At 71.1% G+C, this 24078-nt stretch carries 22 protein-coding genes; 14 read left to right on the top strand and 8 right to left on the bottom strand.

Going from position 1 to position 24078, the window contains the following annotated elements:
- Window positions 1-7 precede the first annotated feature (7 nt).
- The 6 genes from mmsA to araA are packed head-to-tail and all read left to right on the top strand — an operon-like array spanning window position 8 to window position 7472.
- Window positions 8-1501: a multiple monosaccharide ABC transporter ATP-binding protein gene (gene mmsA / locus KIK09_RS25425; RefSeq protein WP_214322155.1), complete on the top strand. Its 1494-nt coding sequence runs from the start codon at window positions 8-10 to the stop codon at window positions 1499-1501.
- Window positions 1498-2715: a multiple monosaccharide ABC transporter permease gene (gene mmsB / locus KIK09_RS25420; protein WP_214321852.1), complete on the top strand. Its 1218-nt coding sequence runs from the start codon at window positions 1498-1500 to the stop codon at window positions 2713-2715. The genes mmsA and mmsB overlap by 4 nt, the downstream gene beginning before the upstream one ends.
- Entirely contained in the window at window positions 2712-3734 is a 1023-nt protein-coding gene (locus KIK09_RS25415; protein ID WP_214321851.1) for a LacI family DNA-binding transcriptional regulator, read from the top strand. The genes mmsB and KIK09_RS25415 overlap by 4 nt, the downstream gene beginning before the upstream one ends.
- A 14-nt stretch (window positions 3735-3748) precedes the next feature.
- Window positions 3749-5377, top strand: a complete 1629-nt coding sequence (gene araB, locus KIK09_RS25410) for a ribulokinase (RefSeq protein WP_214322153.1) — start codon at window positions 3749-3751, stop codon at window positions 5375-5377.
- The gene (locus KIK09_RS25405) at window positions 5374-6015 is read left to right on the top strand and encodes an L-ribulose-5-phosphate 4-epimerase (protein ID WP_214321850.1); all 642 of its coding nucleotides are present in this window, start codon (window positions 5374-5376) and stop codon (window positions 6013-6015) included. Before araB ends, KIK09_RS25405 begins: the two co-directional genes overlap by 4 nt.
- A gap of 2 nt (window positions 6016-6017) precedes the next feature.
- Window positions 6018-7472: an L-arabinose isomerase gene (gene araA, locus KIK09_RS25400; RefSeq protein WP_214321849.1), complete on the top strand. Its 1455-nt coding sequence runs from the start codon at window positions 6018-6020 to the stop codon at window positions 7470-7472.
- Window positions 7473-7478: 6 nt separating this feature from the next.
- Here araA and KIK09_RS25395 read toward each other — a convergent pair whose 3' ends face one another.
- Genes KIK09_RS25395 through KIK09_RS25385 form a run of 3 tightly spaced genes read right to left on the bottom strand, consistent with a single transcriptional unit; the run spans window position 7479 to window position 10524 of the window.
- Window positions 7479-8357: a metallophosphoesterase family protein gene (locus KIK09_RS25395; RefSeq protein WP_214321848.1), complete on the bottom strand. Its 879-nt coding sequence runs from the start codon at window positions 8355-8357 to the stop codon at window positions 7479-7481.
- A 4-nt stretch (window positions 8358-8361) separates the two neighbouring features.
- Window positions 8362-9132: a class I SAM-dependent methyltransferase gene (locus KIK09_RS25390; protein WP_214321847.1), complete on the bottom strand. Its 771-nt coding sequence runs from the start codon at window positions 9130-9132 to the stop codon at window positions 8362-8364.
- A gap of 12 nt (window positions 9133-9144) precedes the next feature.
- Complete coding sequence (locus KIK09_RS25385) at window positions 9145-10524, bottom strand: hypothetical protein (protein WP_214321846.1); 1380 nt, start codon at window positions 10522-10524, stop codon at window positions 9145-9147.
- Between the two features lie 145 nt (window positions 10525-10669).
- On the opposite strand from KIK09_RS25385, the gene KIK09_RS25380 reads away from it, so the two are divergent.
- From KIK09_RS25380 to ligD, 5 genes are all read left to right on the top strand, one after another.
- Complete coding sequence (locus tag KIK09_RS25380; RefSeq protein WP_214321845.1) at window positions 10670-11803, top strand: YncE family protein; 1134 nt, start codon at window positions 10670-10672, stop codon at window positions 11801-11803.
- On the top strand, window positions 11800-12528 hold the full coding sequence (locus KIK09_RS25375; RefSeq protein WP_214321844.1) for a polysaccharide deacetylase family protein: 729 nt from the start codon (window positions 11800-11802) through the stop codon (window positions 12526-12528). Before KIK09_RS25380 ends, KIK09_RS25375 begins: the two co-directional genes overlap by 4 nt.
- Before the next feature lie 119 nt (window positions 12529-12647).
- Window positions 12648-13754: a DNA glycosylase AlkZ-like family protein gene (locus KIK09_RS25370; RefSeq protein WP_214321843.1), complete on the top strand. Its 1107-nt coding sequence runs from the start codon at window positions 12648-12650 to the stop codon at window positions 13752-13754.
- A 46-nt stretch (window positions 13755-13800) separates the two neighbouring features.
- Window positions 13801-14355: a cysteine hydrolase family protein gene (locus KIK09_RS25365; RefSeq protein WP_214321842.1), complete on the top strand. Its 555-nt coding sequence runs from the start codon at window positions 13801-13803 to the stop codon at window positions 14353-14355.
- A gap of 70 nt (window positions 14356-14425) precedes the next feature.
- The gene (gene ligD / locus KIK09_RS25360) at window positions 14426-15409 is read left to right on the top strand and encodes a non-homologous end-joining DNA ligase (RefSeq protein ID WP_214321841.1); all 984 of its coding nucleotides are present in this window, start codon (window positions 14426-14428) and stop codon (window positions 15407-15409) included.
- 14 nt (window positions 15410-15423) lie between these two features.
- Here ligD and KIK09_RS25355 read toward each other — a convergent pair whose 3' ends face one another.
- The 3 genes from KIK09_RS25355 to KIK09_RS25345 all read right to left on the bottom strand — a co-directional run bounded on the left by KIK09_RS25355 (window position 15424) and on the right by KIK09_RS25345 (window position 17627).
- Window positions 15424-15798, bottom strand: coding sequence for a DUF2255 family protein (locus KIK09_RS25355; protein WP_214321840.1), 375 nt, complete (start codon window positions 15796-15798; stop codon window positions 15424-15426).
- The gene (locus KIK09_RS25350; protein ID WP_214321839.1) at window positions 15795-16844 is read right to left on the bottom strand and encodes a zinc-dependent alcohol dehydrogenase family protein; all 1050 of its coding nucleotides are present in this window, start codon (window positions 16842-16844) and stop codon (window positions 15795-15797) included. Before KIK09_RS25350 ends, KIK09_RS25355 begins: the two co-directional genes overlap by 4 nt.
- Window positions 16845-16997: 153 nt before the next feature.
- Window positions 16998-17627, bottom strand: a complete 630-nt coding sequence (locus tag KIK09_RS25345) for a class I SAM-dependent methyltransferase (protein WP_214321838.1) — start codon at window positions 17625-17627, stop codon at window positions 16998-17000.
- Window positions 17628-17678: 51 nt separating this feature from the next.
- On the opposite strand from KIK09_RS25345, the gene KIK09_RS25340 reads away from it, so the two are divergent.
- The 3 genes from KIK09_RS25340 (at window position 17679) to KIK09_RS25330 (ending at window position 22668) form a co-directional block, all read left to right on the top strand.
- The gene (locus tag KIK09_RS25340) at window positions 17679-18134 is read left to right on the top strand and encodes a MerR family transcriptional regulator (RefSeq protein WP_214321837.1); all 456 of its coding nucleotides are present in this window, start codon (window positions 17679-17681) and stop codon (window positions 18132-18134) included.
- A gap of 409 nt (window positions 18135-18543) precedes the next feature.
- A complete protein-coding gene (locus KIK09_RS25335) occupies window positions 18544-19746 on the top strand; it encodes an MFS transporter (protein ID WP_214321836.1) in 1203 nt (400 codons plus the stop codon).
- A gap of 192 nt (window positions 19747-19938) precedes the next feature.
- On the top strand, window positions 19939-22668 hold the full coding sequence (locus tag KIK09_RS25330) for an AfsR/SARP family transcriptional regulator (protein WP_214321835.1): 2730 nt from the start codon (window positions 19939-19941) through the stop codon (window positions 22666-22668).
- Here the strand turns inward: KIK09_RS25330 and KIK09_RS25325 are convergent.
- Both KIK09_RS25325 and KIK09_RS25320 read right to left on the bottom strand, forming a co-directional pair.
- Window positions 22665-23159, bottom strand: coding sequence for an anthrone oxygenase family protein (locus KIK09_RS25325; RefSeq protein WP_214321834.1), 495 nt, complete (start codon window positions 23157-23159; stop codon window positions 22665-22667). The genes KIK09_RS25330 and KIK09_RS25325 overlap by 4 nt on opposite strands.
- Window positions 23160-23241: 82 nt before the next feature.
- On the bottom strand, window positions 23242-23955 hold the full coding sequence (locus KIK09_RS25320; protein WP_214321833.1) for a hypothetical protein: 714 nt from the start codon (window positions 23953-23955) through the stop codon (window positions 23242-23244).
- Window positions 23956-24078: the final 123 nt, after the last annotated feature.

Below are 24078 nucleotides of genomic sequence, written 5' to 3'. Positions count from 1 at the left end.
CCTCCGGATGAGCGGGATCACCAAGACCTTCCCCGGCGTGAAGGCGCTGCAGGACGTCAACCTGACGGTCCGCGAGGGCGAGATCCACGCGATCTGCGGCGAGAACGGCGCGGGAAAGTCGACGCTCATGAAGGTGCTGTCGGGCGTCTACCCGCACGGCGACTACGAGGGCGAGATCCAGTTCGACGGCCGGCGCTGCGAGTTCCGCGGCATCCGCGACAGCGAGCGCGCCGGCATCGTGATCATCCACCAGGAGCTCGCGCTGAGCCCGCAGCTGTCGATCGCGGAGAACATCTTCCTCGGCAACGAGCGGGCCAGCCGCGGCTTCATCGACTGGAACCGCACCAACCACGCGGCCGGCGAGCTGATGAAGCGCGTCGGCCTGCGCCAGAACCCGGTGACCACGGTCTCCGACCTGGGCGTCGGCCAGCAGCAGCTCGTCGAGATCGCCAAGGCGCTGTCCAAGGACGTCAAGCTGCTCATCCTGGACGAGCCCACCGCCGCGCTCAACGACGACGACTCCGAGCACCTGCTCGACCTGCTGCGCGGGCTGCGGGACGAGGGCATCACCTGCGTGATCATCTCGCACAAGCTCAACGAGGTCATCGCGATCGCCGACTCCGTCACGATCATCCGCGACGGGCGGACGATCGAGACCCTGCCCGCCGAGGGCATCAGCGAGAACCGGATCATCGCCGGGATGGTCGGGCGGACCCTGGACAACCGCTTTCCCGCGCACGAGCCGAAGATCGGTGAGGAGGTGCTGCGGATCGAGGACTGGACGGTCCACAGCCCGTCGCAGCCCGGCAGGAAGGTGGTCGACGGGGCGAGCCTGTCGCTGCGGCGCGGGGAGATCGTCGGCCTGGCCGGGTTGATGGGCGCCGGCCGTACCGAACTGGCGATGAGCGTGTTCGGCCGCAGCTACGGCACGCACATCACCGGCAAGATCGTCAAGGACGGCCGGCCGATCGAGGTGCGCACCGTCCAGGACGCGATCAGGCACGGCATCGCCTACGCCACCGAGGACCGCAAGCGCTACGGGCTCAACCTCATCGACGACGTCAAGCGCAACATCTCCGCGGCCGCGCTCAGCGGCGGATGGGTCGACGAGGGCAGGGAGTACCGCGTCGCCGAGGACTTCCGCCAGAGCATGAACATCAAGACGCCCACGGTGTCGGCCGTGGTCGGCAAGCTCAGCGGCGGCAACCAGCAGAAGGTCGTGCTGTCGAAGTGGATCCTCACCGAGCCCGACGTCCTGATCCTGGACGAGCCCACCAGGGGCATCGACGTCGGCGCCAAGTACGAGATCTACACGATCATCAACCGCCTGGCCGACGAGGGCCGGGCGGTGCTGGTCATCTCCTCCGAACTGCCCGAGCTGCTCGGACTGTGCGACCGCATCTACGCCCTCTGCGAGGGCCGCATCACCGGCGAGGTGCCGCGGAGCCAGGCCACCCAGGAAGGGCTCATGCACCTCATGACCAAAGGAACGACGCGATGACCCTCACCGAGATCCGGCGGGAGACAGCGAGCAGGCCGACCCGGATGAGGATCAACCTGCGCTCCAGCGGCATCTACATCGCCTTCGCGCTGATCGTCGTGCTGTTCTCGGTGCTGACCGACGGCGCGCTGCTCCAGCCGCAGAACATCTCCAACATCATCGTCCAGAACTCCTACGTGCTCATCCTGGCCATCGGCATGATCCTGATCATCATCGCCGGGCACATCGACCTGTCGGTGGGCTCGGTGGTGGCCGTGACGGGCTCGCTGGCCGCGGTCCTGATGGTGAACCTGGGGCTGCCGTGGCCGCTCGCCCTGGTGATCACGATCGTGGCGGGCGGGCTGATCGGCGCCTGGCAGGGATACTGGATCGCCTACTTCGGCATCCCCGCCTTCATCGTGACGCTGGCCGGGATGCTGCTCTTCCGCGCGCTCACCCTGACCGTGCTGGGCAACCAGGGCATCGGGCCCTTCCCCGACCCGGTCCGCACGCTGGCCAACGGCTTCACCAACGGCTACCTGGGCAACGTCGGGCTCGGCCCGCTGGGCGGGGCGGACCTGTTCAGCCTGCTGATCGGGCTGATCGCCGTCGCAGGCATGGTCGCCGCGCAGTGGCGCACCCGCAGCGCCCGCCGCGGTTACGGCCAGGAGGTGGACTCCGTGGCGGTGTTCGTGGTCAAGATGGCCGCCGCCGCGGCGCTGATCCTGTTCCTGATCGTGCAGCTGGCCCGCTTCAAGAACCTGCCGTGGGTGCTGGTGCTGCTGGCCGCCCTGGTGCTCGGCTACTCGGTGATGGCCAACCGCACCGTGTTCGGCCGGCGGATCTACGCCATCGGCGGCAACCTGCAGGCCGCGGTGCTGTCCGGGATCAAGGTCAAGCAGATCGTCTTCTGGATCTTCGTCAACATGGGCGTGCTCGCGGCCGTCGCCGGCGTCATCTTCGCCGGCCGGCTCAACCAGGCGGGTCCGACGGCGGGCGCCAACTTCGAGCTGGACGCCATCGCCGCCGCGTTCATCGGCGGCGCGGCCGTGCAGGGCGGCGTGGGCAAGGTCGTGGGCGCGATCACCGGCGGGCTCATCATGGCCGTGATCAACAACGGCATGTCCCTGATCGGCTCGCCGAGCGAGCGGGTGATGCTCGTCAAGGGCGCCGTCCTGCTGGCGGCCGTGGCCTTCGACGTGTGGACCAAGCGCCGCGCCGGGGCCGCACGATGACGGCAGCCGCCGACAGGCCCCGCCCGCCGGTGATGTCCGACGTGGCGAGGGCCGCCGGGGTCTCCCACCAGACCGTCTCGCGCGTGCTCAACGATCACCCGAATGTGCGCGGCGAGACGCGCGCCAGGGTGCTCGACGCCATCGACCGGCTCGGCTACCGGCGCAACCTGGTGGCCAGGGCCCTGGTCACCAGCCGTTCCAGGACGCTCGGCGTGGTCAGCTTCGACACCACGCTGTACGGCCCGGCCAGCACGATCTACGGGATCGAGCAGGCCGCCAGGACGGCCGGCTACTTCGTCAGCATCGTGAGCCTGAAGTCGATCGACGCCGCCAGCGTCCGCGACGCCATCGGCTATCTGGCCGAGCAGGGCGTGGACGGCGTCGTGGTGGTCGCACCCCAGCGTTCGGCGGCACGCGCGCTGGAGAGCCTGCCGCCCGGCCTGCCGGCCGTCGCCGTGGAGGGCTCGCACAGCGCCGACGTCTCGGTCGTCTGCATCGACCAGGTGGAGGGCGCCCGCCTGGCCACCCGACACCTGCTCGACCTGGGCCACGAGACGGTCTGGCACGTCAGCGGCCCCTCCGACTGGCTGGAGGCCGAGGGCCGCCACGAGGGCTGGCGCGGCGTGCTGCGGGAGGCCGGCCGCCCGGTGCCGGAGGTGCTGCCCGGCGACTGGAGCCCGCGCGCCGGCTACGAGGCGGGCCGGCGCCTGGCGGCGATGGCCGAGGTCACCGCCGTCTTCCTGGCCAACGACCAGATGGCGCTCGGCGCGCTGCGCGCCTTCACCGAGGCGGGCGTGAAGGTGCCCGAGCAGATCAGCATCGTCGGCTTCGACGACATCCCGGAGTCGGAGTTCTTCTCGCCGCCGCTCACCACCGTCAGGCAGGACTTCGACGTCGTCGGCCGCCACAGCATCGAGGTGCTGCTCAGGCAGATCGACACCGCAGGCCCCGACACCTACGAACGGCTCGTCGTGCGTCCCCGCCTGGTGGAGCGCGCCAGCACCTGGAGTGTGATGTGAACGTTAACAGCCATGTGGTCGGCGTCGACTTCGGCACGCTGTCCGGCCGCGCCGTGGTGGTCTCCGTCCACGACGGCACCGAGGTGGGCAGCGCGGTCCACGAGTACGCGCACGGCGTCATCGACACCGCGTTGCCCGGCACGGACGTGCGGCTCGGGCCCGACTGGGCGCTGCAGTCGCCGCAGGACTGGATCGACGTGCTCCGCCTGGCCGTGCCCCGGGCACTGGAGGCGGCGGGGGTCGCGCCCGAGCAGGTGATCGGCATCGGGACCGACTTCACCGCCTGCACCGTGCTGCCGGTCACCGCGGACGGCACCCCGCTTTGCTTCGAGACGCCGTCGCTGCCGCACGCCTGGCCGAAGCTGTGGAAGCACCACGCCGCCCAGTCGCACGCCGACCGCATCAACGCGCTGGCCGCCGCGCGGGCCGAGCCCTGGCTGCCCCGCTACGGCGGCAAGATCTCCTCCGAGTGGGAGTTCGCCAAGGCCCTGCAGGTGCTGGAGGAGGACCCCGGCGTGTACGGCAGGGCCGAGCGCTGGATCGAGGCCGCCGACTGGATCGTGTGGCAGCTGACCGGCGTGGAGACCCGCAACGCCTGCACCGCCGGGTACAAGGGGATCTTCCAGGACGACGCGTACCCCTCGGCGTCGTTCCTGGCCGAGCTGCACCCGGACTTCCCCTCCCTCGTCGGCAAGCTCGCCGTACCGGACCTGGCGCCCCTCGGCGGCCTGGCAGGGCGGCTGACCGCGCGGGCGGCAGCCTGGACAGGCCTGCCGGAAGGGATCGCGGTGTCGGTCGGCAACGTGGACGCGCACGTCACCGCGGCCGCCGCCGACGCGGTCCGGCCGGGGCAGATGGTGGCGATCATGGGCACGTCCACCTGCCACGTGATGCCGTCCGACCGCCTGGCCGAGGTGCCGGGCATGTGCGGCGTCGTCAAGGACGGCATCGTCCCCGGGCTGTGGGGATACGAGGCCGGGCAGTCGGCCGTCGGGGACATCTTCGCCTGGTTCGCCGACCGCTTCGTGCCCGCCTCCTACATCGAGCGGGCCGCCGAGCAGGGCATCAGCGTGCACGAGCACCTCACCGCGCTGGCCGAGCGGCAGGCCGTCGGCGAGCACGGCCTGGTCGCCCTGGACTGGTTCGGCGGGAACAGGTCGGTGCTGGTGGACCACGACCTGTCCGGTGTGATCGTCGGTCAGACGCTGGCCACCGCGCCCGAGGACGTCTACCGGGCGCTCATCGAGTCCACCGCGTTCGGCGCCAGGACGATCGTGGAGACCTTCGAGAAGTCCGGCGTGCCCGTGACCGAGTTCGTCGTGGCCGGCGGGTTGCTGAGGAACCGGTTCCTGCTGCAGGTCTACGCCGACGTGCTGCGCCGCCCGCTGTCGGTGATCGGCTCCGACCAGGGGCCCGCGCTCGGCTCGGCCATCCACGCGGCCGTCGCCGCCGGGGCCTACCCGGACATCCAGAAGGCCGCCGCGGCGATGGGCCGGCGCGCCGAGGCGGCCTACGTGCCGGACCAGGAGCGGGCCGACGCCTACGACCGGCTCTACACCGAGTACCGCACGCTGCACGAGATCTTCGCCGACGGGCGGATGGCGCACACGCTGCGCGCGATCAGGAACGGGGCCAGGGCATGAGAAGGACCGTCTGCGACCTGCACGCCGAGCTCGTGCGCAACAACCTGGTCGCCTGGACCGCGGGCAACGTCTCCGGCCGCGTCCCCGGTGAGGACCTGTTCGTCATCAAGCCCTCCGGGGTCTCCTACCAGGAGCTCACCCCGGACAAGATGGTCGTCTGCGACCTTGACGGCAACCTCGTCGAAGGGGACCACGCGCCCTCCAGCGACACGGCCGCGCACGCCTACGTCTACCGGCACCTGCCCGAGGTGGGCGGGGTGGTGCACACGCACTCCACCTACGCCTCCGCGTGGGCCTCGCGGGGCGAGGCGATCCCGTGCGTGCTGACCGCGATGGCCGACGAGTTCGGCGGTGAGATCCCGGTCGGGCCGTTCGCGCTGATCGGCGACGACTCCATCGGGCAGGGCATCGTGGCGACGTTGAAGGGTCACCGTTCGCCCGCCGTACTGATGAGGAACCACGGCGTGTTCACCATCGGGAAGGACCCGAAGGCCGCCGTCAAGGCGGCCGTGATGTGCGAGGACGTGGCCCGCACCGTGCACGTGGCCCGCCAGTTGGGCCAGCCCGTGCCGATCCCGTCCGCCGACATCGATCGCCTCTACGACCGCTACCAGAACGTCTATGGGCAGAGGAGCTAGCGTTGACCATCTGGTTTCTGACCGGCAGCCAGGGATTGTACGGCGAGGCCACGCTGCGGCAGGTGGCCGAGCAGTCCCGCGCCATCGCCGCCGAGCTGCCGGTGCCCGTTACGTGGCAGCCGGTGCTCACCGACGCCGCGGCCATCAGGCGGGTGATGCTCGAGGCCAACGCCGACGACCGGTGCTCGGGCGTGATCGCGTGGATGCACACCTTCTCCCCGGCCAAGATGTGGATCGCCGGGCTGGACACGCTGCGCAAGCCGCTGCTGCACCTGCACACCCAGGCCAACGTGGCGCTGCCGTGGAGCTCCATCGACATGGACTTCATGAACCTCAACCAGGCCGCGCACGGCGACAGGGAGTTCGGCCACATCCAGACCAGGCTCGGCGTGGCCCGCAAGACCGTGGCCGGACACGTCAGCGACCCTGCCGTCGCGGCCAGGATCTCCGCCTGGGCGCGGGCCGCCGAGGGAGCGCGTGAGCTGCGTGGGCTCAAGCTGGCCAGGTTCGGCGACAACATGCGCGACGTGGCCGTCACCGAGGGGGACAAGGTCGAGGCGCAGCTCCGCTTCGGCGTCTCGGTCAACACCTACGGCGTCAACGAGCTGGTCGAGGCTGTGGAGGCGGTCCCCGATGCGGACATCACCCAGCTTGTCTCGAAATATCAGGATCTATATAAGGTGGCCGCCGAGCTGCTGGGAGAGCGGCACGAGTCGCTGCGGTACGCGGCCAGGATCGAGCTGGGCCTGCGCGCGTTCCTGGAGGCGGGCGACTTCAGGGCGTTCACCACGAACTTCGAGGACCTCGGCGGGCTGCGGCAGCTACCCGGGCTGGCCGTGCAGCGGCTCATGGCCGACGGCTACGGCTTCGGCGGCGAGGGCGACTGGAAGACCAGCGTGCTGCTGCGCACGATGAAGGCCATGGCGCCCGGCGGCACGTCCTTCATGGAGGACTACACCTACCACCTGACGCCGGGGGAGGAGCTCATCCTCGGCGCGCACATGCTGGAGGTGTGCCCGACGATCGCCTCGGGCACGCCGTCGTGCGAGATCCACCCGCTGGGCATCGGCGGGAGGGAGGACCCGGTGCGGCTGGTGTTCGACGCCCAGCCGGGACCGGGCGTGGTGGTGGGGCTGGCGGACCTGGGCGACAGGTTCCGCCTGGTGGCCAACGAGATCGACGTCGTCGCGCCGCCCGAGCCGCTGCCCCGGCTGCCCGTGGCCCGCGCGGTCTGGCGTCCCCGGCCCGACCTGCGCACCTCCGCCGAGGCGTGGCTCACGGCGGGCGCCCCGCACCACACCGTGCTGTCCACCGCGGTCGGCGTCGAGGAGCTCTCCGACCTGGCCGACATGCTCGGGGTCGAACTCCTGGTCATCGACTCCGCGACCACGTCTCGCCAGTTCGCCAAGGAGCTGCGCTGGAACCAGGCCTACTACCGGCTCGCCCAGGGCTTCTGACCGGCCTCACCCGGCCCGGATGACGGCGCGGTCGAAAGGCTTGCCGTTCGGGTCGACGGCCGTGAGGGTCAGCGCGTCCCGGGTGACCTCGACCGCGGTGAAGTGATGGCGTACGGCTGCCGCCACCCGCTCCGGCGTGCCGTGGCAGGCGCGCAGGGCGTAGAGGGCGGCGCCGCCGCCTCCGGTGACCACGTAGGTGACGCCGGCGGGGGAGACGAAGCGCTGGTAGTTGTGGTCGTGGCCGTTCAGCACGAGCGCGACCCGGTGCCGCTCGAACACCGGCACCCAGAGCCGGTCCACCGCGGCCGTCGAACCGTGCTCGGAGCAGGACCAGGCGGGCTGGTGGAAGACGACGACGCGGAAGCGCGGCCCTGGCGCCGACAGCCGCTCGTCGAGCCAGCGGGCCTGGGCCTGGTCGGGGTGGTTGGCGTCGAGGAAGAGCACCTGCACGCCGGCCAGTTGCCGGGCGTAGGGCAGCCCGGGCAGGTCGAGGTGTGTCAGCTGGTCGGGTCCGTTGCCGTCCTGTTCGTCGTGGTTGCCGAGCGTGGCCCAGATCGAGCCGCGCCAGCGGGAGTAGGGCTGGTCGATGGCCTCGTCGAACCGCTCGGGGTCGCCGTCGGGGTAGACGTTGTCCCCGGTGCTGACCAGCGCGTCGACGCGGTGCCCGGCATCGGCCCAGCGGCCCATGGCCTTGGCGACCGCGCGCTGGTCGCTGCCTGCCGTACCGAAGTCGCCCAGGGCGATGAAGCCGCTCCGCGAGGGCGTGGCTCGCGGGGGCGACGTGGCAGGGGCCGGCGCCTGCGTGGTCGGGGTGGCGGGCGGACCGGGAGCGGTGCACGCGGAGAGCGCGATCGCCGCGGCCGCCGTTACGGGCAGCAGGCGCATGCCCTCACGGTAGCCGGGCGGTGAGGCGGAGCTTGGACTGTTTGTGCGGTCCCTTCTCCCAGTCCTTCATGAACGTGGCCGTGAAGCCGTGCCTGGCCGCCAGCTCGACGAGGGTCTCGGTGCGGTAGTAGAAGTCCTCGCGCAGCACGTGGTGCTCGGTGCCGACGGTCCTGTCGAAGGTGAAGTCGAAGTGGCCGTCCGGCCGCATGATCCGGCCCACGTGGGCCAGGCACTCGTCGATGACCGTGATGGGGGTGTGCGAGAAGACGCTGTGCGCGTGCACCACGTCGAAGCGCTGGTCGGGCAGGAAGTCGAAGGTGAGGTTGTCGACCAGCCTCAGGGTCGGCTCCTTGCCCTGCAGGCCGTGCCGTACCACGGTCTTGTTGGCGGACAGCAGGATGTCGGGCGAGATGTCGAGGCCGTAGTAGTTGCCCGCGTCGAGGTAGTCGATGAAGCGCCAGCCGGCGCGCAGGTTGCCGCAGCCGATCTCGAGGACCCGGTGGTCCGGCTTGAGCCCGTGGCGCAGCAGGTACTCGAACTGGAGCTTGCCCAGCTCCAGCCAGCGCTTGTGGGTGTGGCTGCCGACGGCGCCCTCGGGGTCGCGGGCCACGTCCGACTTCATGACGGCGCGGTAGTAGCCGACGTGCCCCTTGGTGGTGGCGCGCAGCCACAGGTCGCGCGCCATGCGCCGCATGTAGGGCGGCACCTTCTTGGGATTACGCAGCGCGTAGCGCAGCTGATAGACGGGATTTGAGCGATTTGTCAGGGTACCCATGTCATCTCCCTTTCACGGTAGGTAGGCGGTCCATCCCCGGGTGAGGGGGTTCTTGCCCCAGGTCCGGAGGAAGGGCGCCGGGACGGCGTCGCCGCGGGCAATCACGGCGACGTGCTCGCCAGCGGTACTGGCGAGAGGTCTGGGCAGGGCAGGGGTGGTGGGCCAGACGCGCACGCCGAACGATCGGCAGCCGACGTAGTAGGCGACCTGCACGGCGTCGTCGCCGTACAGGAAGCACGGCCGCGTGAGGCCCATCGCGGCCAGGCGGCCGGCGATGACCTCGTCGGCCTTCCTGGTCGCGAGCCGCATCGGATTGGACACCCACAGCGCCAGCCCCTGCAGCGCGAAGTGCGCGGCCAGCCCGAGCGCGACCAGCCCCACGCCGACCACGCGCGGCCGCCACGTCAGCATCCAGTCGGCCCCCTTGGCGATCGGGATCGCCAGCAGCGCGTAGCAGGGCAGCAGGAAGCGCGGCGCCGCGTAGTCGACGAAGAAGAGGTACGGCAGGGCCAGCGACACCCCCGTGGCGGCCGCGAGCCCCACCTCGGGCAGCCGGTCCCGCGCGGCGTACAGCCCCAAGCCCGCCAGCAGCGGGATGGTGATCCACCACACCAGCCAGGGCATCAGGACCGCGCCGCACGCGGTCGGCGGGCGGCACAGCAGCGGCCCGTCGAGCGCCCTGGCGTGCTTGATCAGGGAGGACGTCAGGCCCGTGCGGTTGTCGGCCGCGGCGGCCTGCCAGCGCGCGGCCAGGCCGCCGAAGCGGATCCAGGCCTCGGCGATCCACTCCACCCAACCTGCCACGAGCCCGCCGATCACGGCGAGCGCGAGGCCGCGGCGGCCCCGCCGTACCAGGAGGAGGGCGGCCAGCAGCGGGAGCGCCAGCCACAGGCTGTCGGAGGGCCGCACCAGCGCGACCAGGCCGACGCTCACGGCCAGCCCGGCCAGCGCGCCGCGGCCGCCTTCACCTCTGGTGATCTGGAGGTAGCAGCCCGCGGCGGCCACCGCGCCGAAGGCCACCCACATGTTCGGCATGGCCTCGTTGCCGTAGAAGATCGCCAGCCACAGCGAGGAGAACAGCAATGCGGCCAGCGGGACCACCGCGCCCAGCCGCAGCCGCAGCCAGGTGCCGAACGACAGGTACAGGGCCAGGCCGGAGGCGAGGCTCAGGTAGATCCGCAGCGCGGTCACCGACGACGTGAGCACCACGATCGGCGAGACCAGCAGCGGGATGCCCCGGGCGCGCGGCGCGGTGAACTCGGCGGCGGGCACGCGCGGGTTGACCTGGCTGACATAGACGGCTTCGTCCCAGCCCAGGCCCATACGCGGCGTCACGACCAGCAGTTGCACGGCAACGTAGGCGACCGCTATGACCGCCAGCCATTTTTTCACGCCGCCTTTCTTACAGCGATCACTGCCATGGACCGCCTCCCGAGAGTCGTGTGTTCGGTCCGGATTCGGCAAAAGGTCCGAGGTCAGCGCGGCGTTAACCCGGTGCTTAGCCGACGCTGGCTGGATGCTTCCTAGGGTTTGCCTCATGAGACGGTTCGTGGTCGTGAGCGTGCTGCTGGTGACGTCCTGCAGTGCCGCGCCCTCCAGGGCGGCCGATCCCGCGCCTACCCCCACCCCCACGCCCTCCCCGTCGCCTTCGCGTGCGCACTCGGTCGCACAGCACAAGAAGGCGGCGAACGTCTACTCCCACGACGCGCCGGGGATGCTGAGCCCGAAGGTCGCGGACCTGAAGCCGCGGGTGTACGTGCCCAACAGCGAGTCCAACACCCTCGACGTGATCAACCCGCGCACCTACAAGGTCGTCCACCACTACCAGGTGGGCAGGCGGCCGCAGCACGTCGTGCCCTCATGGGACCTGAAGACCCTGTGGGTCAACGACAACGACGGCAACCAGCTCACCCCGATCAACCCGGTGACCGGCCGCCCGGGCAGACCGGTCCCCGTCGACGACCCGTACAACCTGTACTTCACCCCCGACGGCTCCTACGCCCTGGTGATGGCCGAGCGGAACAACCGGCTCGACTTCCGCAACCCGCACACGATGCGGCTGATCCGCTCGATCAACCTGCCCTGCAGGGGCGTCAACCACGGCGACTTCACCGCCGACGGCTCGAGGTTCCTGCTGAGCTGCGAGTTCTCCGGCCAGCTCGTCGTCGTCGACTGGCGGCACCACCGGGTGCTGAAGACGCTCGGCGGGATGAACATGCCGCAGGACGTCAAGCTCTCGCCCGACGGCCGCCTGTTCTACGTGGCCGACATGATGGCCGACGGCGTGTGGATCATCAACGCCCGCACCATGAACCGGACAGGTTTCCTGCGCACCGGCCGGGGCGCGCACGGACTGTACGTCAGCCGCGACGCCCGCCGGCTGTACGTCTCCAACCGCGACGAGGGCTCCGTCTCCGTCGTCTCCTTCGCCAAGCAGAAGGTGGTCCAGCGCTGGCGCATCCCCGGCGGCGGATCTCCCGACATGGGCGGCGTGTCCGCCGACGGCAGGCAGCTGTGGCTCGCCGGGCGCTACAACGGCGTCGTGTACGTCTTCTCCACCGCGACAGGGAAGCTGCTGCACAAGATCAGCGTGGGTCAGGGGCCGCACGGCCTGTGCGTGTACCCACAGCCAGGCCGCTACTCCCTCGGCCACACGGGGGTCTTCCGGTGATCGACCGCCGCCACCTGCTCGCCTCCGTCGGCCTGCTGCCGCTGGCTGCCTGCGGCTCGCCCGCGGAGCCCGCCGTCCGGGCGCCCGCTTCCCCAGTGCCGGTCAAGCCGCCGGTCGCGACGCCGGTCAGGCTGCCGGGTGAGGTGGTGCACGGCCGGCGCGACCGTCCCATGGTCGCGCTCACCTTCCACGGCGCGGGCCCGTACGGCCTGGCCGAACGGCTCCTCGGCACCGTCGAACGGCACCACGCCCACGTCACCGTGATGGCGGTCGGGACCTGGCTCAACAGGTCGATCGCCGACCGCGTCACCGGAGCCGGCCACGACCTGGGCAACCACACCATGCACCACGTGGACGTCTCGGCCCTGCCCAGGAACAGTGCCCGCGCGGAGATCGAGGACTGCGCCGCCCGGCTGAACGCGCTGACCGGCTCCAGCGGCGTCTGGTTCCGGCAGTCGGCCGCCCGTCACGCCACCTCGCTCATCCGGGAGCTGGCCAGGGCGGCCGGCTACCGGACGTGCCTGTCCTACGACGTGGACTCCGGCGACTACCTGGATCCGGGGGAGCGGGCGATCACCGGGAACGTGCTGCGTGCCGTACGGCCTGGCAGCATCGTCAGCCTGCACCTGGGCCATCCCCAGACTCTGGCGGCCCTGCCCCGTATCCTCGACGGCCTCCACCGCCGCGGGCTGCGTCCCGTCACCGTGACGGAACTGCTCCGCTGATGAAGCCCGGCCGCGTGTCCGCGCCTACCGGCCGAACAGCGCCCGCTTGGCCGGCCTGAGGGGGGCCGGCCAAGCGGGCTTGGCCTGTTTGTCGGTGGCGGGTCATAGGCTCTGGCCCCATGGCCAAGGTGCATCAGCTCAGCCGTCAGGACGCGCGGCGGGCGGCCGTGCGCGCCCAGCTCCTGCAGCGCGAACGGCCGGACGGCCTGCTGTCGGTGGTGCGCGGGCTGACCCTGCTGCAGCTCGATCCGATCAGCGCGGTCGCGCCCAGCGCCGACCTGGTGGCCTGGAGCAGGCTCGGGGCCGCCTACTCGCCGAGCGATCTGCGGGCGGCGCTGGAGGATCGGCGGTTGGTCGAGCTGCGGGCCCTGGTGCGGCCCGCCGAGGATCTGGCGCTCTACCGCGCCGCCATGGCAGTCTGGCCGGGCAGCGGGGAGCTGACGGGCTGGCGGCGGCAGTACCGCGACTGGGTCCAGGCCAACGACCGCTGCCGCAGGGACATTCTCGACCGCCTGCGCGACCGGGGGCCGTTGCCCTCGCGGGAGCTGCCCGACTCCACCGACCAGCCGTGGAGCTCCACCGGCTGGACGAACAACAAGAACGTCACCCAGCTGCTGGAGTTCATGGTGCAGCGCGGCGAGGTCGCCGTGGCCGGTCGCAAGGGCCGCGACCGGCTGTGGGACCTGGCCGAGCGGGTCTACCCCGACGGTCCCGCGCTGCCGGTCGAGGAGGCCGTGCGGGAGCGGGACCGGCGGCGGCTGCGCGCGCTGGGGGTCGCCCGCGCCCGCACCGGGGAGTTCCCCGTCGAGCCCGCCGACGTGCGCGAGGCGGGAGAGCCGGCGGTCGTCGAGGGCGTCAAGGGCGAGTGGCGGGTCGACCCCGCGATGCTCGACGGGGGGTTCGAAGGGCGGGCGGCGCTGCTGTCGCCGTTCGACCGCCTCGTGCACGACCGCACCCGCGCCCAGGAGCTCTTCGAGTTCGACTACCAGCTGGAGATGTACAAGCCCGCCGCCAAACGCCGGTGGGGCTACTTCGCGCTGCCGATCCTGTGGGGCGACCGGCTGGTGGGCAAGCTCGACGCCACCGCCGACCGCAAGGCCGGCGTGTTCACGGTCAACGCCGTCCACCAGGACCAGCCCTTCACCGACGCGATGACCGCCGCGGTCGACGCGGAGATCGCCGGCCTGGCGGGCTGGCTCGGACTCGATCTGCGCCGGGCGACCTGATGCCGGTGGCCCGCCGTACCGTAGGAGACCCACGAAGGAGGCACCCATGACGACCCTGCCCGACCGGCCGAACACGGCGCTGCTCGTCATCGACGTCCAGAACGGCGTGATGGCCGGCGCCCACAACCGCGACGGCGTCATCGCCAACATCAGCACCTTGCTCGGCAAGGCCCGCGCGGAGAACGTGCCCGTGCTGTGGGTGCAGCACTCCGACGAGCATCTCCCGCTCGGCAGCGACACCTGGCAGTACGTGCCCGAGCTGGTCCGCGACGACTCCGAGCCGCTGGTGCACAAGACCTACCTCGACTCCTTCGAGGACACCGACCTGGAGGCGCGGCTGGCCGAGCGCGGGGTGGGGCACCTGGTGGTCGCCGGGGCGCAGACCGACGCGTGCATCCGCTCGACCCTGCACGGGGCCATCGTGCGCGGCTACGACGCGACGCTCGTCCAGGACGCGCACACCACCGAAGACCTCAGCCCGTACGGCGCGCCGCCCCCCGACCAGGTGATCGCCCACACCAACCTCTACTGGCAGGAGCAGCGCGCCCCCGGCCGCCTCGGCGGCACGGTCGCCACCGCCGAGGTCAGCTTCACGGCGTGACGGTGGTTCCTGACCAGCCGTAGACCCTGTCTTGGCCCTACCGGGTCGCCGAACGGGTACGCCTGGCTGCATGGCGCTGCCGCGATACGCGCCCATGATGGCCCAGCTCGGAAGCCTGCCTCCCGTCGCAGACCGGGAGGCGTGGGCCGCGGAGATGAAGTGGGACGGGGTGCGCGCCGTACTCTACGTCGAGGGCGGCGCGGTCACGATCATGTCCCGCAACCTGCGCGACGTGACGGCGGCCTATCCCGAGCTGCGGATGATCGCGGGCGCGGTGCGGCGGCACGACGTGGTGCTGGACGGCGAGATCGTGGCCTGGGACGAGGCGGGACGGCCGAGCTTCAGCCGGCTGCAGAACCGGATGCACGTGCGCCACCCGGCCCGGGTGGCGGAGCTGGTGCGGGCGGTGCCGGTCACCTACCTGGCGTTCGACATCATGCACCTGGACGCGGACCCGGTGATCCACTCCTCCTACGTGGAGCGGCGGCGGCTCCTGGAGAAGATCGTCGAACCGGGAGCGCGCTGGGAGGTGCCCGTCGCGTTCACGGGCGACCCGGTGGCGGCGCTGCGGCTGGCGGATCAGCTCGGGCTGGAGGGTGTCGTGTGCAAGCGGCTGACCTCGCCTTACACGCCCGGCCGCCGGTCGCCGTACTGGATCAAGATCAAGAACGTGAAGCACCAGGACGTGATCATCATCGGCTGGAAGCCGGGCGAGGGCCGCAGGGCGGGCACGCTCGGATCGCTCCTGCTGGGGGCGCACGACGAGAACGGGCGGCTGCGGTTCATCGGGCACGTCGGGACGGGCTTCACCGACGCCATGCTGAACGACCTGCGCGAACGGCTGGCGCCGCTGGAACTCCAGGACCCGCCGGTCGACGACGTGCCGCGGGACGTCGCCAGGGGCGCGCGTTGGGTGCGGCCCGCGCTGGTCGGCGAGGTGCAGTACGGCGAGTGGACCCCCGACCACCGCCTGCGCCACCCGTCATGGCGAGGTCTGCGCTACGACGTGGAGCCGATATCGGTGACGCAACCGGGACTGCCCAAGGCCGGATGATCCGGACTCCTGCGTCACCGCGGCAACAGTTTGAGCGTCGTGGAGCGGGCCTCGTCGGCCAGCATCGGGTCGACGTAGCGCGGGCCGTACCTGCTGTACTTGGTCTGGTAGACGGTGTCGATCTGGTCGTTGACCTGCGGGTCTTTCTCCTCCGCGAAGGTGACGTCCTTGTCGATGCCGCCCGCCTGGATGTGGCCCTCGTGGCGGATCTGCGTGGTCTGGAACCAGGCGCCTTCTCGGCCACGGTAGGAGCGGACATAGAGGTCGTCGCCGACGCGGACGACCCAGATCGTCACAGGGCCCTGCGGCGTCCCGTCGCCTTGCGTCGGCGAGATCTCCAGCTCCTCGGCGGTCCCGATCGCGTCGAGTTCGGTGCTGGTCCAGCTCATCGGGCCGTCTCCGCGGGATCGATGAGGACCTTGAGTGCCTGACGGGCGGCCATCGCGCGGTAGCCGTCCGGCACGCCGTCCAGGCCCACCGTGCGGTCGAAGACCTTGCCCGGCCGCACCCTGCCCTCGAGCACGTCGGGCATCAGCTCCTCGATGTAGGCCCTGGCCGGTGACACGCCACCCGTGAGAGTGACGTTGCGCATGAACATCTCGAACCCGATCGGCCCCAGCTCGTACTGCGGCGCGCCGACCCTGCTCACCGTCCCGCCGTCGCGGACCACGCCGAACGCCGTCTCCAGCGCCTGCTCGGTGCCGACGCACTCCAGTACGGCATGTGTCCCGTCACCGCCGGTCAGCTCCCTGACCCGCTCGACGCCCGCCTCGCCGCGCTCGCCGACCACGTCCGTGGCACCGTACTCGACGCCGAGATCCGTGCGGTCCTTGTGCCTGCCCAGCAGCAGGATCCGCTCGGCGCCCAGCCGCCTGGCGGCCAGCACCGCCAGCAGCCCGACGGCGCCGTCGCCGATCACCGTCACCGCCGTGCGCGGGCCGACCCCGGCCTTGACCGCGGCGTGGTGGCCGGTGGGGTACACGTCCGACAGGGCCAGCAGCCCCGGCAGCAGCTCGGAGTCCTCGCCGACGGGCAGCTTCACCAGCGTGCCCTGGGCCTGCGGCACCCGCACGGCCTCGCCCTGCGCGCCGTCCACGCCGTCACGGGCCCAGAAGCCGCCGTTCGGGCACGAGGTCTGCAAGCCCTCGACGCAGAACCGGCAGGTGTTGTCCTGGTAGGCGAACGGGGCCACCACCAGGTCGCCGCGCCGGATCCCCGACACCTCGCCGCCCACGTCCTCCACGACTCCCAGGAACTCGTGGCCGATGCGCTCGCCGTACTCGGTCGGCGGCATGGAGGCGTAGGGCCACAGGTCGCTGCCGCAGATGCACGAGCGCACCACGCGCACGACGGCGTCGGTGGGCTCGCGCAGCACCGGGTCGGGAACGGTCTCCACCCGCACGTCGCCTGCCCCGTAGATCAATGTCGCTCTCATCGGACGTGCTCCCCCCATTCGATCTCGCCCTTCGGGCACTACCCACCAAACAGGCATCAGAGGGGACGCAGCACGCAGAGTTTGCCCATTCCGGGTGAGGCCTAGGGCGAAGGGTGGACGACCGCTCGGTCCGCGGCCCGCGGGCCTTCGAGCTCAGCGGCCGGGGTTGACGGCGAGGACGCAGGCGACGGGTGGGGCGAGGTCGAGGAGTTCGGTTCTCGGCTGGGAGAAGCCGGCCGACTGGAGGAGTGCCGTGATCGTGCGGGCGGCCTCGAGCGAGGTGTTCCTCGTGGCGCCCGGGGTGCGCGGCTGGGAGACGATCGCGATGCGGCCGCCGGGCGCGAGTCGCCGGCGCAGGTCGTCGAGGCGCTCGGCGGGGTCCGGCCAGAAGCCGAGGGAGTTGACGGCCAGGACGGCGTCGAAGGGCCCGTCGAGGGCGGGCGGCAGCCGGTCGACGGCGCCCTGGATGAGCGTGACGCGCCCGGCCCTGACGGCGGCGGCGTTGCGCCGGGACGCCTGCCGGAGCATCACGGCTGAGTGGTCGACGCCGTAGACGTGCCCCGAGGGGCCGACCCGGCGGCTCAGCTCGGCGACGGCGAGACCGGGACCGAAGCCGACCTCCAGGACCTTCTCCTCGGGCCGGACGTCGAGCAGGGCGGCGACCCAGCTGTTGCGCAGGCGGTTGGAGTCGCGATGGGCCATCACCCAGCCGGCCACGCTCCCCGCCGCGCCCCGGGGACGGCCGAACTGGCGGACGACGGCCATGAGGATGGTCTGCTTCATCGTTGTCTTCACGGCTGACAGCCAACGCCTTCAAGTACGCTTGAAGGCAAGATGTCCGAGCCACTGCTGACCGTCGGTGAGCTGGCGCGCCGCGCCGGGGTCGCCACCTCGGCGCTGCGCTACTGGGAGGAGCTCGGGCTGCTTCCCGCCCCCGACAGGATCTCGGGGCAGCGGCGCTACCCCGAATCGGCCGTCACGCTGGTTGGCGCCATCCTGCTGCTGCGTGACGCCGGGTTCTCGCTGGCCGAGCAGAAGGCGCTGCTCGCCGCGCGCGGGGTGGCGCCCGAGGAGTGGCGGCGGCTCCAGGTGCGCAAGCTGGAAGAGCTCGACGAGCGGATCGCCAAGGCCCAGGCCGCCCGCGAGGCCATCGAACACAGTCTGCGCTGCGGTCATGACGACATCCTGCAGTGCCCCAACTTCGGCGCCATCGTCCTCGCCCGCCTGGAAGGCCGGTCCCTTCGCGAAGCCCACGCCGACTTCCACGAGCCACCGGACCCGCCCGGCTGAGACGCGGGCGAGACGCCCGTAAAAGCCGCGCGGCCACACCCGCAGCAGTGACCGGCGTCGTCGATGACCGCGGTCATCGCCGGGTGGCCGGCGGCCCGCCTTGCTGGTGCCGACCTGCTTCACGGTGAACCTGGTCAGCGGGCCCTTGCTGAAGACGCTCGGCCGGCGGTAGTTGCCGCGCTGCCCGGGGTTGTTGGCGAACTCGCAGCGCTCGCCGAGCTTGTCGGCCGGCTGTACGAGGGGCAGTCCCGCCGTGCGGCGGGTCGCGGCGCTCATGGCCGTGCACGCCTTCTTGGGGACCGTGTACCCCACGGTCGTGGGGGTGGGCGCGGGCTGACACCGATCGAGGACGGGCGGGCGACAGGGCCGCGCCAGGCTCGTGACAGCGGGTTCTCATTACGTTGCGGATGTGAGCGGACGGGTGACCTATGCGGCGGTGCTGGCCGTACACGAGTTTCGGGCGATGTGGCTGGCCGAGCTGGCCTCCATCCTGGGCGACCAGCTGGCGCGCGTCGCGCTGGCGGTGCTGGTGTACGACCGGACGGCCTCGGCGGGGCTGACCGGGCTCACCTACGCCCTGAGCTATCTGCCGTCGATGGCGGGCGGGCTGCTGCTGTCGGGGCTGGCGGACAGGTATCCGCGGCGGAACGTCATGGTCGTCGCCGACGTGGCGCGGGGCGTGCTCGTGCTGCTCATGGCCGTCCCCGGGACGCCGCTGTGGCTGCTGTGCGTGCTGCTGGCGGCGCTCACGACGTTGCACGGGCCGTTCAAGGCGGCGCAGCTGGCACTGCTCAACGACGTGCTCGAGGGGGAGAGCTACACGATCGGGCTGGCCATCAGGCACATGACGATCCAGGCCGCCCAACTGGCCGGGTTCGCGGGCGGTGGCGCGCTGATCGCCGTGCTGAGCCCCAGCCTGGGGCTGGCGCTGGACGCGCTGACGTTCCTGGTGTCCGCGGCGCTGGTGTGGGGCGGCGTGACCAGGCGGCCCGCTCCGGCTCCGCGCGGCCGCGGCGAGGCAGGCGTGAAGTGGTCGGTGTGGAAGGACCCGGGGCTGGTCGTCCTCCTGCTGCTCGCCTGGCTGTGCGGGCTCCACGTGGCACCGGAGGCGCTGGCCGCGCCGTACGCCGACGATCTCGGTCAGGGGGCCGTCGCGGTCGGCATCCTGATGGCGGCCGATCCGGCGGGCAGCGTGATCGGGGCGTTCCTGTTCACCCGGCTGCTGTCGGAACCCGTCAGGATCCGGCTGATCGGGGTGCTGGCCGTGGTCGCGGGGATCCCGCTGCTCTTCGGGTTCCTGTACCTGCCGCTCCTCGGGTCCGTCGCGCTGTTCGCGATCTCCGGGGCGTTCTCCATGGCCTACCACACGCAGCTGGGCGCGAGCTTCGCGCGCAGGCTTCCCGATTACGGCAGGGCGCGCGGGCTCGGCGTGCTGTCGACCGGCGTGACGACCGTGCAGGGCGCCGGCGCGCTGCTCGTGGGTGTGGTGGCCGACCGGGTGGGCGCGGGCTGGGCGATCACCCTGGCCGGTGCCGCGGCCGTCCTGCTGGCGATCCCTTGCGCCTTCACCTGGGCCCGGCTACGTCAGGAGTCACCGGAGCCCGCACGGTGATCGTGTCCGTTTCATGCCATTGTCCGGAGGTGACCCTCTGTCACGATCCTTTCACAGTGCCGGTGTTTAGTCAGAGCCATGTCAGGCCCTGAGTTGTACCATCCAGGTGGGGGAGGGGCCGTTCACACGGTCGTCATTTCGGGGGCCTATCCGGTCTCGCGGGCAAGCGGATCGGGGATTGGTGATGAACGGATGAGCTCCGACGACGTCACCTTCCAGGTGCTCGGCCCGTGGAAGGTCCGCCTCGGAGAGCGCCTCGTCACGATTCCTCCCGGCCAGCTACGCGTGGTCCTGGTGTCGCTGCTGCTGTCGGCCGACGAGCCGGTGTCCGTGGCGACGATCGCCGACCGGCTCTGGCCGGAGCGCCTGCCCGACAGCCCGCGAAGCGCGGTGCACACCTACGTGACCCGGCTGCGGAAGCTGCTCGGACGCCACCTCATCCTGACCGCCCCCGAGGGTGGCTACCTGATCAGGGTCCCGCCCGACCAGGTCGACGTGCACCGCTTCCGCGACTCCCTGTCGCGGGCCGGCGGCGCGCGGGACGAGCTCGAGCTGTTACGGGCCGGGCTGCGCTTATGGCACGAACGGCCCTTCAGCGGGGTGAGCGCCACCTGGCTCGACCACGAGGTGATCCCGCAACTGACGGAGGAGTGGTTCAGAGCCACCGAGCGGCGCATCGACCTGGAGCTGGCGCAGGGCCCACCAGGGGGATCCGTGCCCGAGCTGTGGGAGCTGGCCAACCGCTACCCGACCCGCGAGGGTCTGTGGCTCCGCCTGATCTCCGCCCTGCACGAGGCGGGACGGCGCTCCGACGCGCTGGACGCCTTCCACCGCATCCGAGCCGTACTGAGCGAGGAACTCGGCATCGATCCGAGCGCGCGGCTGCTCCAACTGCACCGCACCATCCTGCTGGGCGGCGCCACGGCCGGTGAGCAACCCCGGCCACGCCAGCTGCCCCACGACATGGTCACCTTCAACGGCCGTCACGAGGAGCTGGCGCAGCTCGACGCCACGCTCGGCACGGGCACCGAAGCCTCCCCGGTCATCGTGACCATCGACGGCGCGCCCGGCACCGGCAAGACCACGCTGGCCCTGCACTGGGCCCACCGCATCGCCCCCCGCTTCCCCGATGTCCAGCTGTACTTGAACCTGCGCGGTTACGGACCCGGCGCCGCGATGTCGCCGGCGACCGCCGCCGAGACGCTGCTGCGCTCGCTCGGCGTGGAGAGCGCGCTGATCCCCAGCGGCATCGAGGAGCGCTCGGCGCTGCTGCGCACCGCGCTGGCCGACCGCCCGGCCCTCATCCTGCTGGACAACGCCCGCGACGCCGACCAGGTCCGCCCGCTCCTGCCCGGCACCTCGGGCCTGGTCATCGTCACCAGCCGCAACCAGCTGCGCAGCCTGTCCATCAGGGACGGCGCGCACCGCGTCACCCTGGGCCCGCTCTCCGAGGAGCAGGGCGCCGCGCTGCTCACCGCCACCATCGGACCCGACAAGGCCGCCAGCGACCCGGGCGCCGTGATCAAGCTCGTCAACCTCTGCGACAGCCTGCCCCTGGCCATCGCGATCGTGGCCGAGCGCGTCCTGCGGACGCCGACGGTGACCGAGGTGGTCGAGGCGCTGGAGGACGAGAAGGCCAGGCTGAGCGGCGACGGCCCGCTGGGGGATCTGCGTGCCGCGCTGGCGGGGTCGTACACCGCGCTGAGCGCCGACGCGGCCGCGATGTTCCGCATGCTGGGCCAGCACCCGGTCGGCGAGATCGGGCTGGAGACCGCGGCGGCACTGGCCGACGTGCCGATCGTGCGGGCGCGGGAGTCCCTGGACCAGCTCGTCGCCGTCCACCTGCTCGAGCAGCGCCGCCCGCACCGCTACGAGCTGCACGACCTGATCCGCCTGTACGCCGTCGACCTGGCCGATCCGGCGGACACGTTCGCGCGGCGGCGCCTGCTCGACTGGTACCTGTTCGCCGCCGTCAACGCCGACCGCACGCTGCACCCGAATCGCCGCCGCGACTTTGTGGCCCCCTACGAGAGCAGGACCCCCGTGCCGTTCCTGGCCGACGCCGCGGCGGCGCTGACCTGGTTCGAGCGGGAGTACGAGTGCCTGCGCGCGGTGATCGGCTGGGCCGCGGCCAACGGGTGGGCGGGCTACGCCTGGCGCACCACGATGGCGATGACGTCCTTCCTGGACGCCAGGATCCCGTGGCGCGATGGCCTGGATCTGCTCGAGCATGCCGTACGGGCCGCGAGAGCGGCGGACGAGCCCGCCGGCGAGGCCTACACCTTGAACTCCGTCGGCTGCATCCACCTGGACAAGGGCGAGAACGACCTCGCGTTGGGCTACTTCCACCGGGCGCTGGAGAAGTTCAGACAGGTACGGCACGAGCGGGGCGAGACCATGATGCTGGGCAACATCAGCCTGGTCCACGCCGAGGCCGGCCATCACGAGGAGGCCTACCGGTACGCGACGCTGGCGCTGGCACGCTGCGAGCGGCTCGGCTACACGCGCGGCAGGGCGATCAACCTGGACAACCTGGGCGTCGCCTACACCATCAACGGCGAGTACGAGAAGGCGCTGAGCTGCCTGCACGAGGCGCAGGCGATCTACACCGAGCTGGGCGAGCGCGCGGCGATGGCCGAATGCCTGCGCCACACGGCCAGGGCGCACCGGGCCATGGGCGACATCGCCAGGTCGATCCGCTGCATGCGGGAGGCCGTCACGCTCAACAGGAGCCTGCGCAACCGCCGTTGGGAGGCCCTGGATCTGGCCGAGCTCGGCCAGATCCTCGTCCAGGCCGGACACCCCGGCCTGGCGCGGGACGTCACCAACGCCGGCTACCTGATCATGGCCGAGCTGGCCGACCCGAGGGCCCAGGAGATCAAGGCGGCGCGGGACCAGATCACCGTGGGGCGGGCCCGCTAGCTGCCCGACTTGCCGACGAGCGTGAGGGCCCAGGCCAGCAGGCCGAAGGCGATGGTGGAGGTGATGACGCGCACGAGGTTGAAGCTTGCCCACTTGGCCTCGTCGAAGCGCTCACGGGCCGCGGCGACGTCGATGGTGGCCGGGTTGCCGGCCGCCTTGAGGGCGTCGTTCATCGGAACGTTGACCGCGATCGTGATGACGAACGCGATCAGGTAGAGCACGAACGCCACGGCGATCCAGATGAACGGCGCCTTGCCCCAGTACAGGACCCCGGCCAGGATCGTGAACAGCAGCGCGCCCATGAAGCCCCCCGCCATGAACCAGGGGTTGATGATCGCCCGGTCCATCGCCTGGAAGGCGCCGACGAACGTCCGGTCGTCGGTCTTGGCCAGGCCGGGCATGACCGTGTGCCAGTAGAGGACGAAAGCGCCTGCCACGAAGCCCATCGTCAGCGTCGCGGCCATCAGCGCGATCACGCGCAAGGTGTCCATATGTCCTCCAAGCAGAGCAAAGTTGTGGCCTCTGATCTTAGGGACTCCAGCTTTCACCAAGCTGTCAAGGCCCAGGAGTTGGTCACCAGGTCCAGTGGTCGTGCAGGTCGGCGCGCCACGACTTGGGGAAGTACTGCTGGATCTTGAAGGCCATGCCGATGCCCTTGGCGATGAACTGGTCGCGCTCCAGCTTCCTGGTGATCGGCTTACCGGGCGTGCCCTGGTCGTCCCACCACGACTCCCACTGCTTGATGCAGGTCTGCCCCCGGTCGTAGGCGTTGGAGCAGGGGGCGGGCGGCGACCAGATCTGGGTGTGCCCGAACGTGACGACCTTCCCCGAGGACTCCTCGGTGATGGTCCCCCAGGCCTTCAGGCAGTACGCGGCCGCTGGGATGTCCCATTTGACGTAGTGCTGCGACCCCGACGACGCGAGCGGCCGCAGGTTCTCGCAGCGCGCGTCGCCGATCTGCTCCTTGGTGATGCGCAGCTTGTAGTACGTCCCGTTGTCCGCCCAGCCGTCCAGCATCACCCAGTCGCCGCGGTGCACGAACGTCTCGGAGTAGCTCGGCGGCCACGTGGCCGGATCGCCCCAGCTGATGCCCGACGTGGTCGAGGACTGCGGCTTCCACGCCCACTGGCCCGCCACCTTGCCGTCGGCCCAGTACTGGCCCGCGCTGCGCTCGGCCATGCGCGAGTACTGGCCGTAGTTCTCGCCTGTGTCGGCGTGCGCGGGTACGGCGGTGCCGGCCAGCACCGCCGCGGTCACGGTCATCAGCCCCGCCCTGACCGATCTCATCGAGCAAGCCCCCTTCCTGACGCTCCCGCTTGCCGGAGGCCAGGTTGTCGCGATCATGTTCACGTGACTGAGGAGGCTACAGGCCGGAGCGCGCATGTTGAGGACATCGCCCTTTTAGGACAT

It is taken from the genome of Nonomuraea sediminis, from assembly GCF_018531495.1.
GTDB classification, from domain to species: domain Bacteria; phylum Actinomycetota; class Actinomycetes; order Streptosporangiales; family Streptosporangiaceae; genus Nonomuraea; species Nonomuraea sediminis.
Note: the sequence above shows the minus strand (reverse complement) of the source record. Positions and strands in the feature narration are given on the sequence as shown.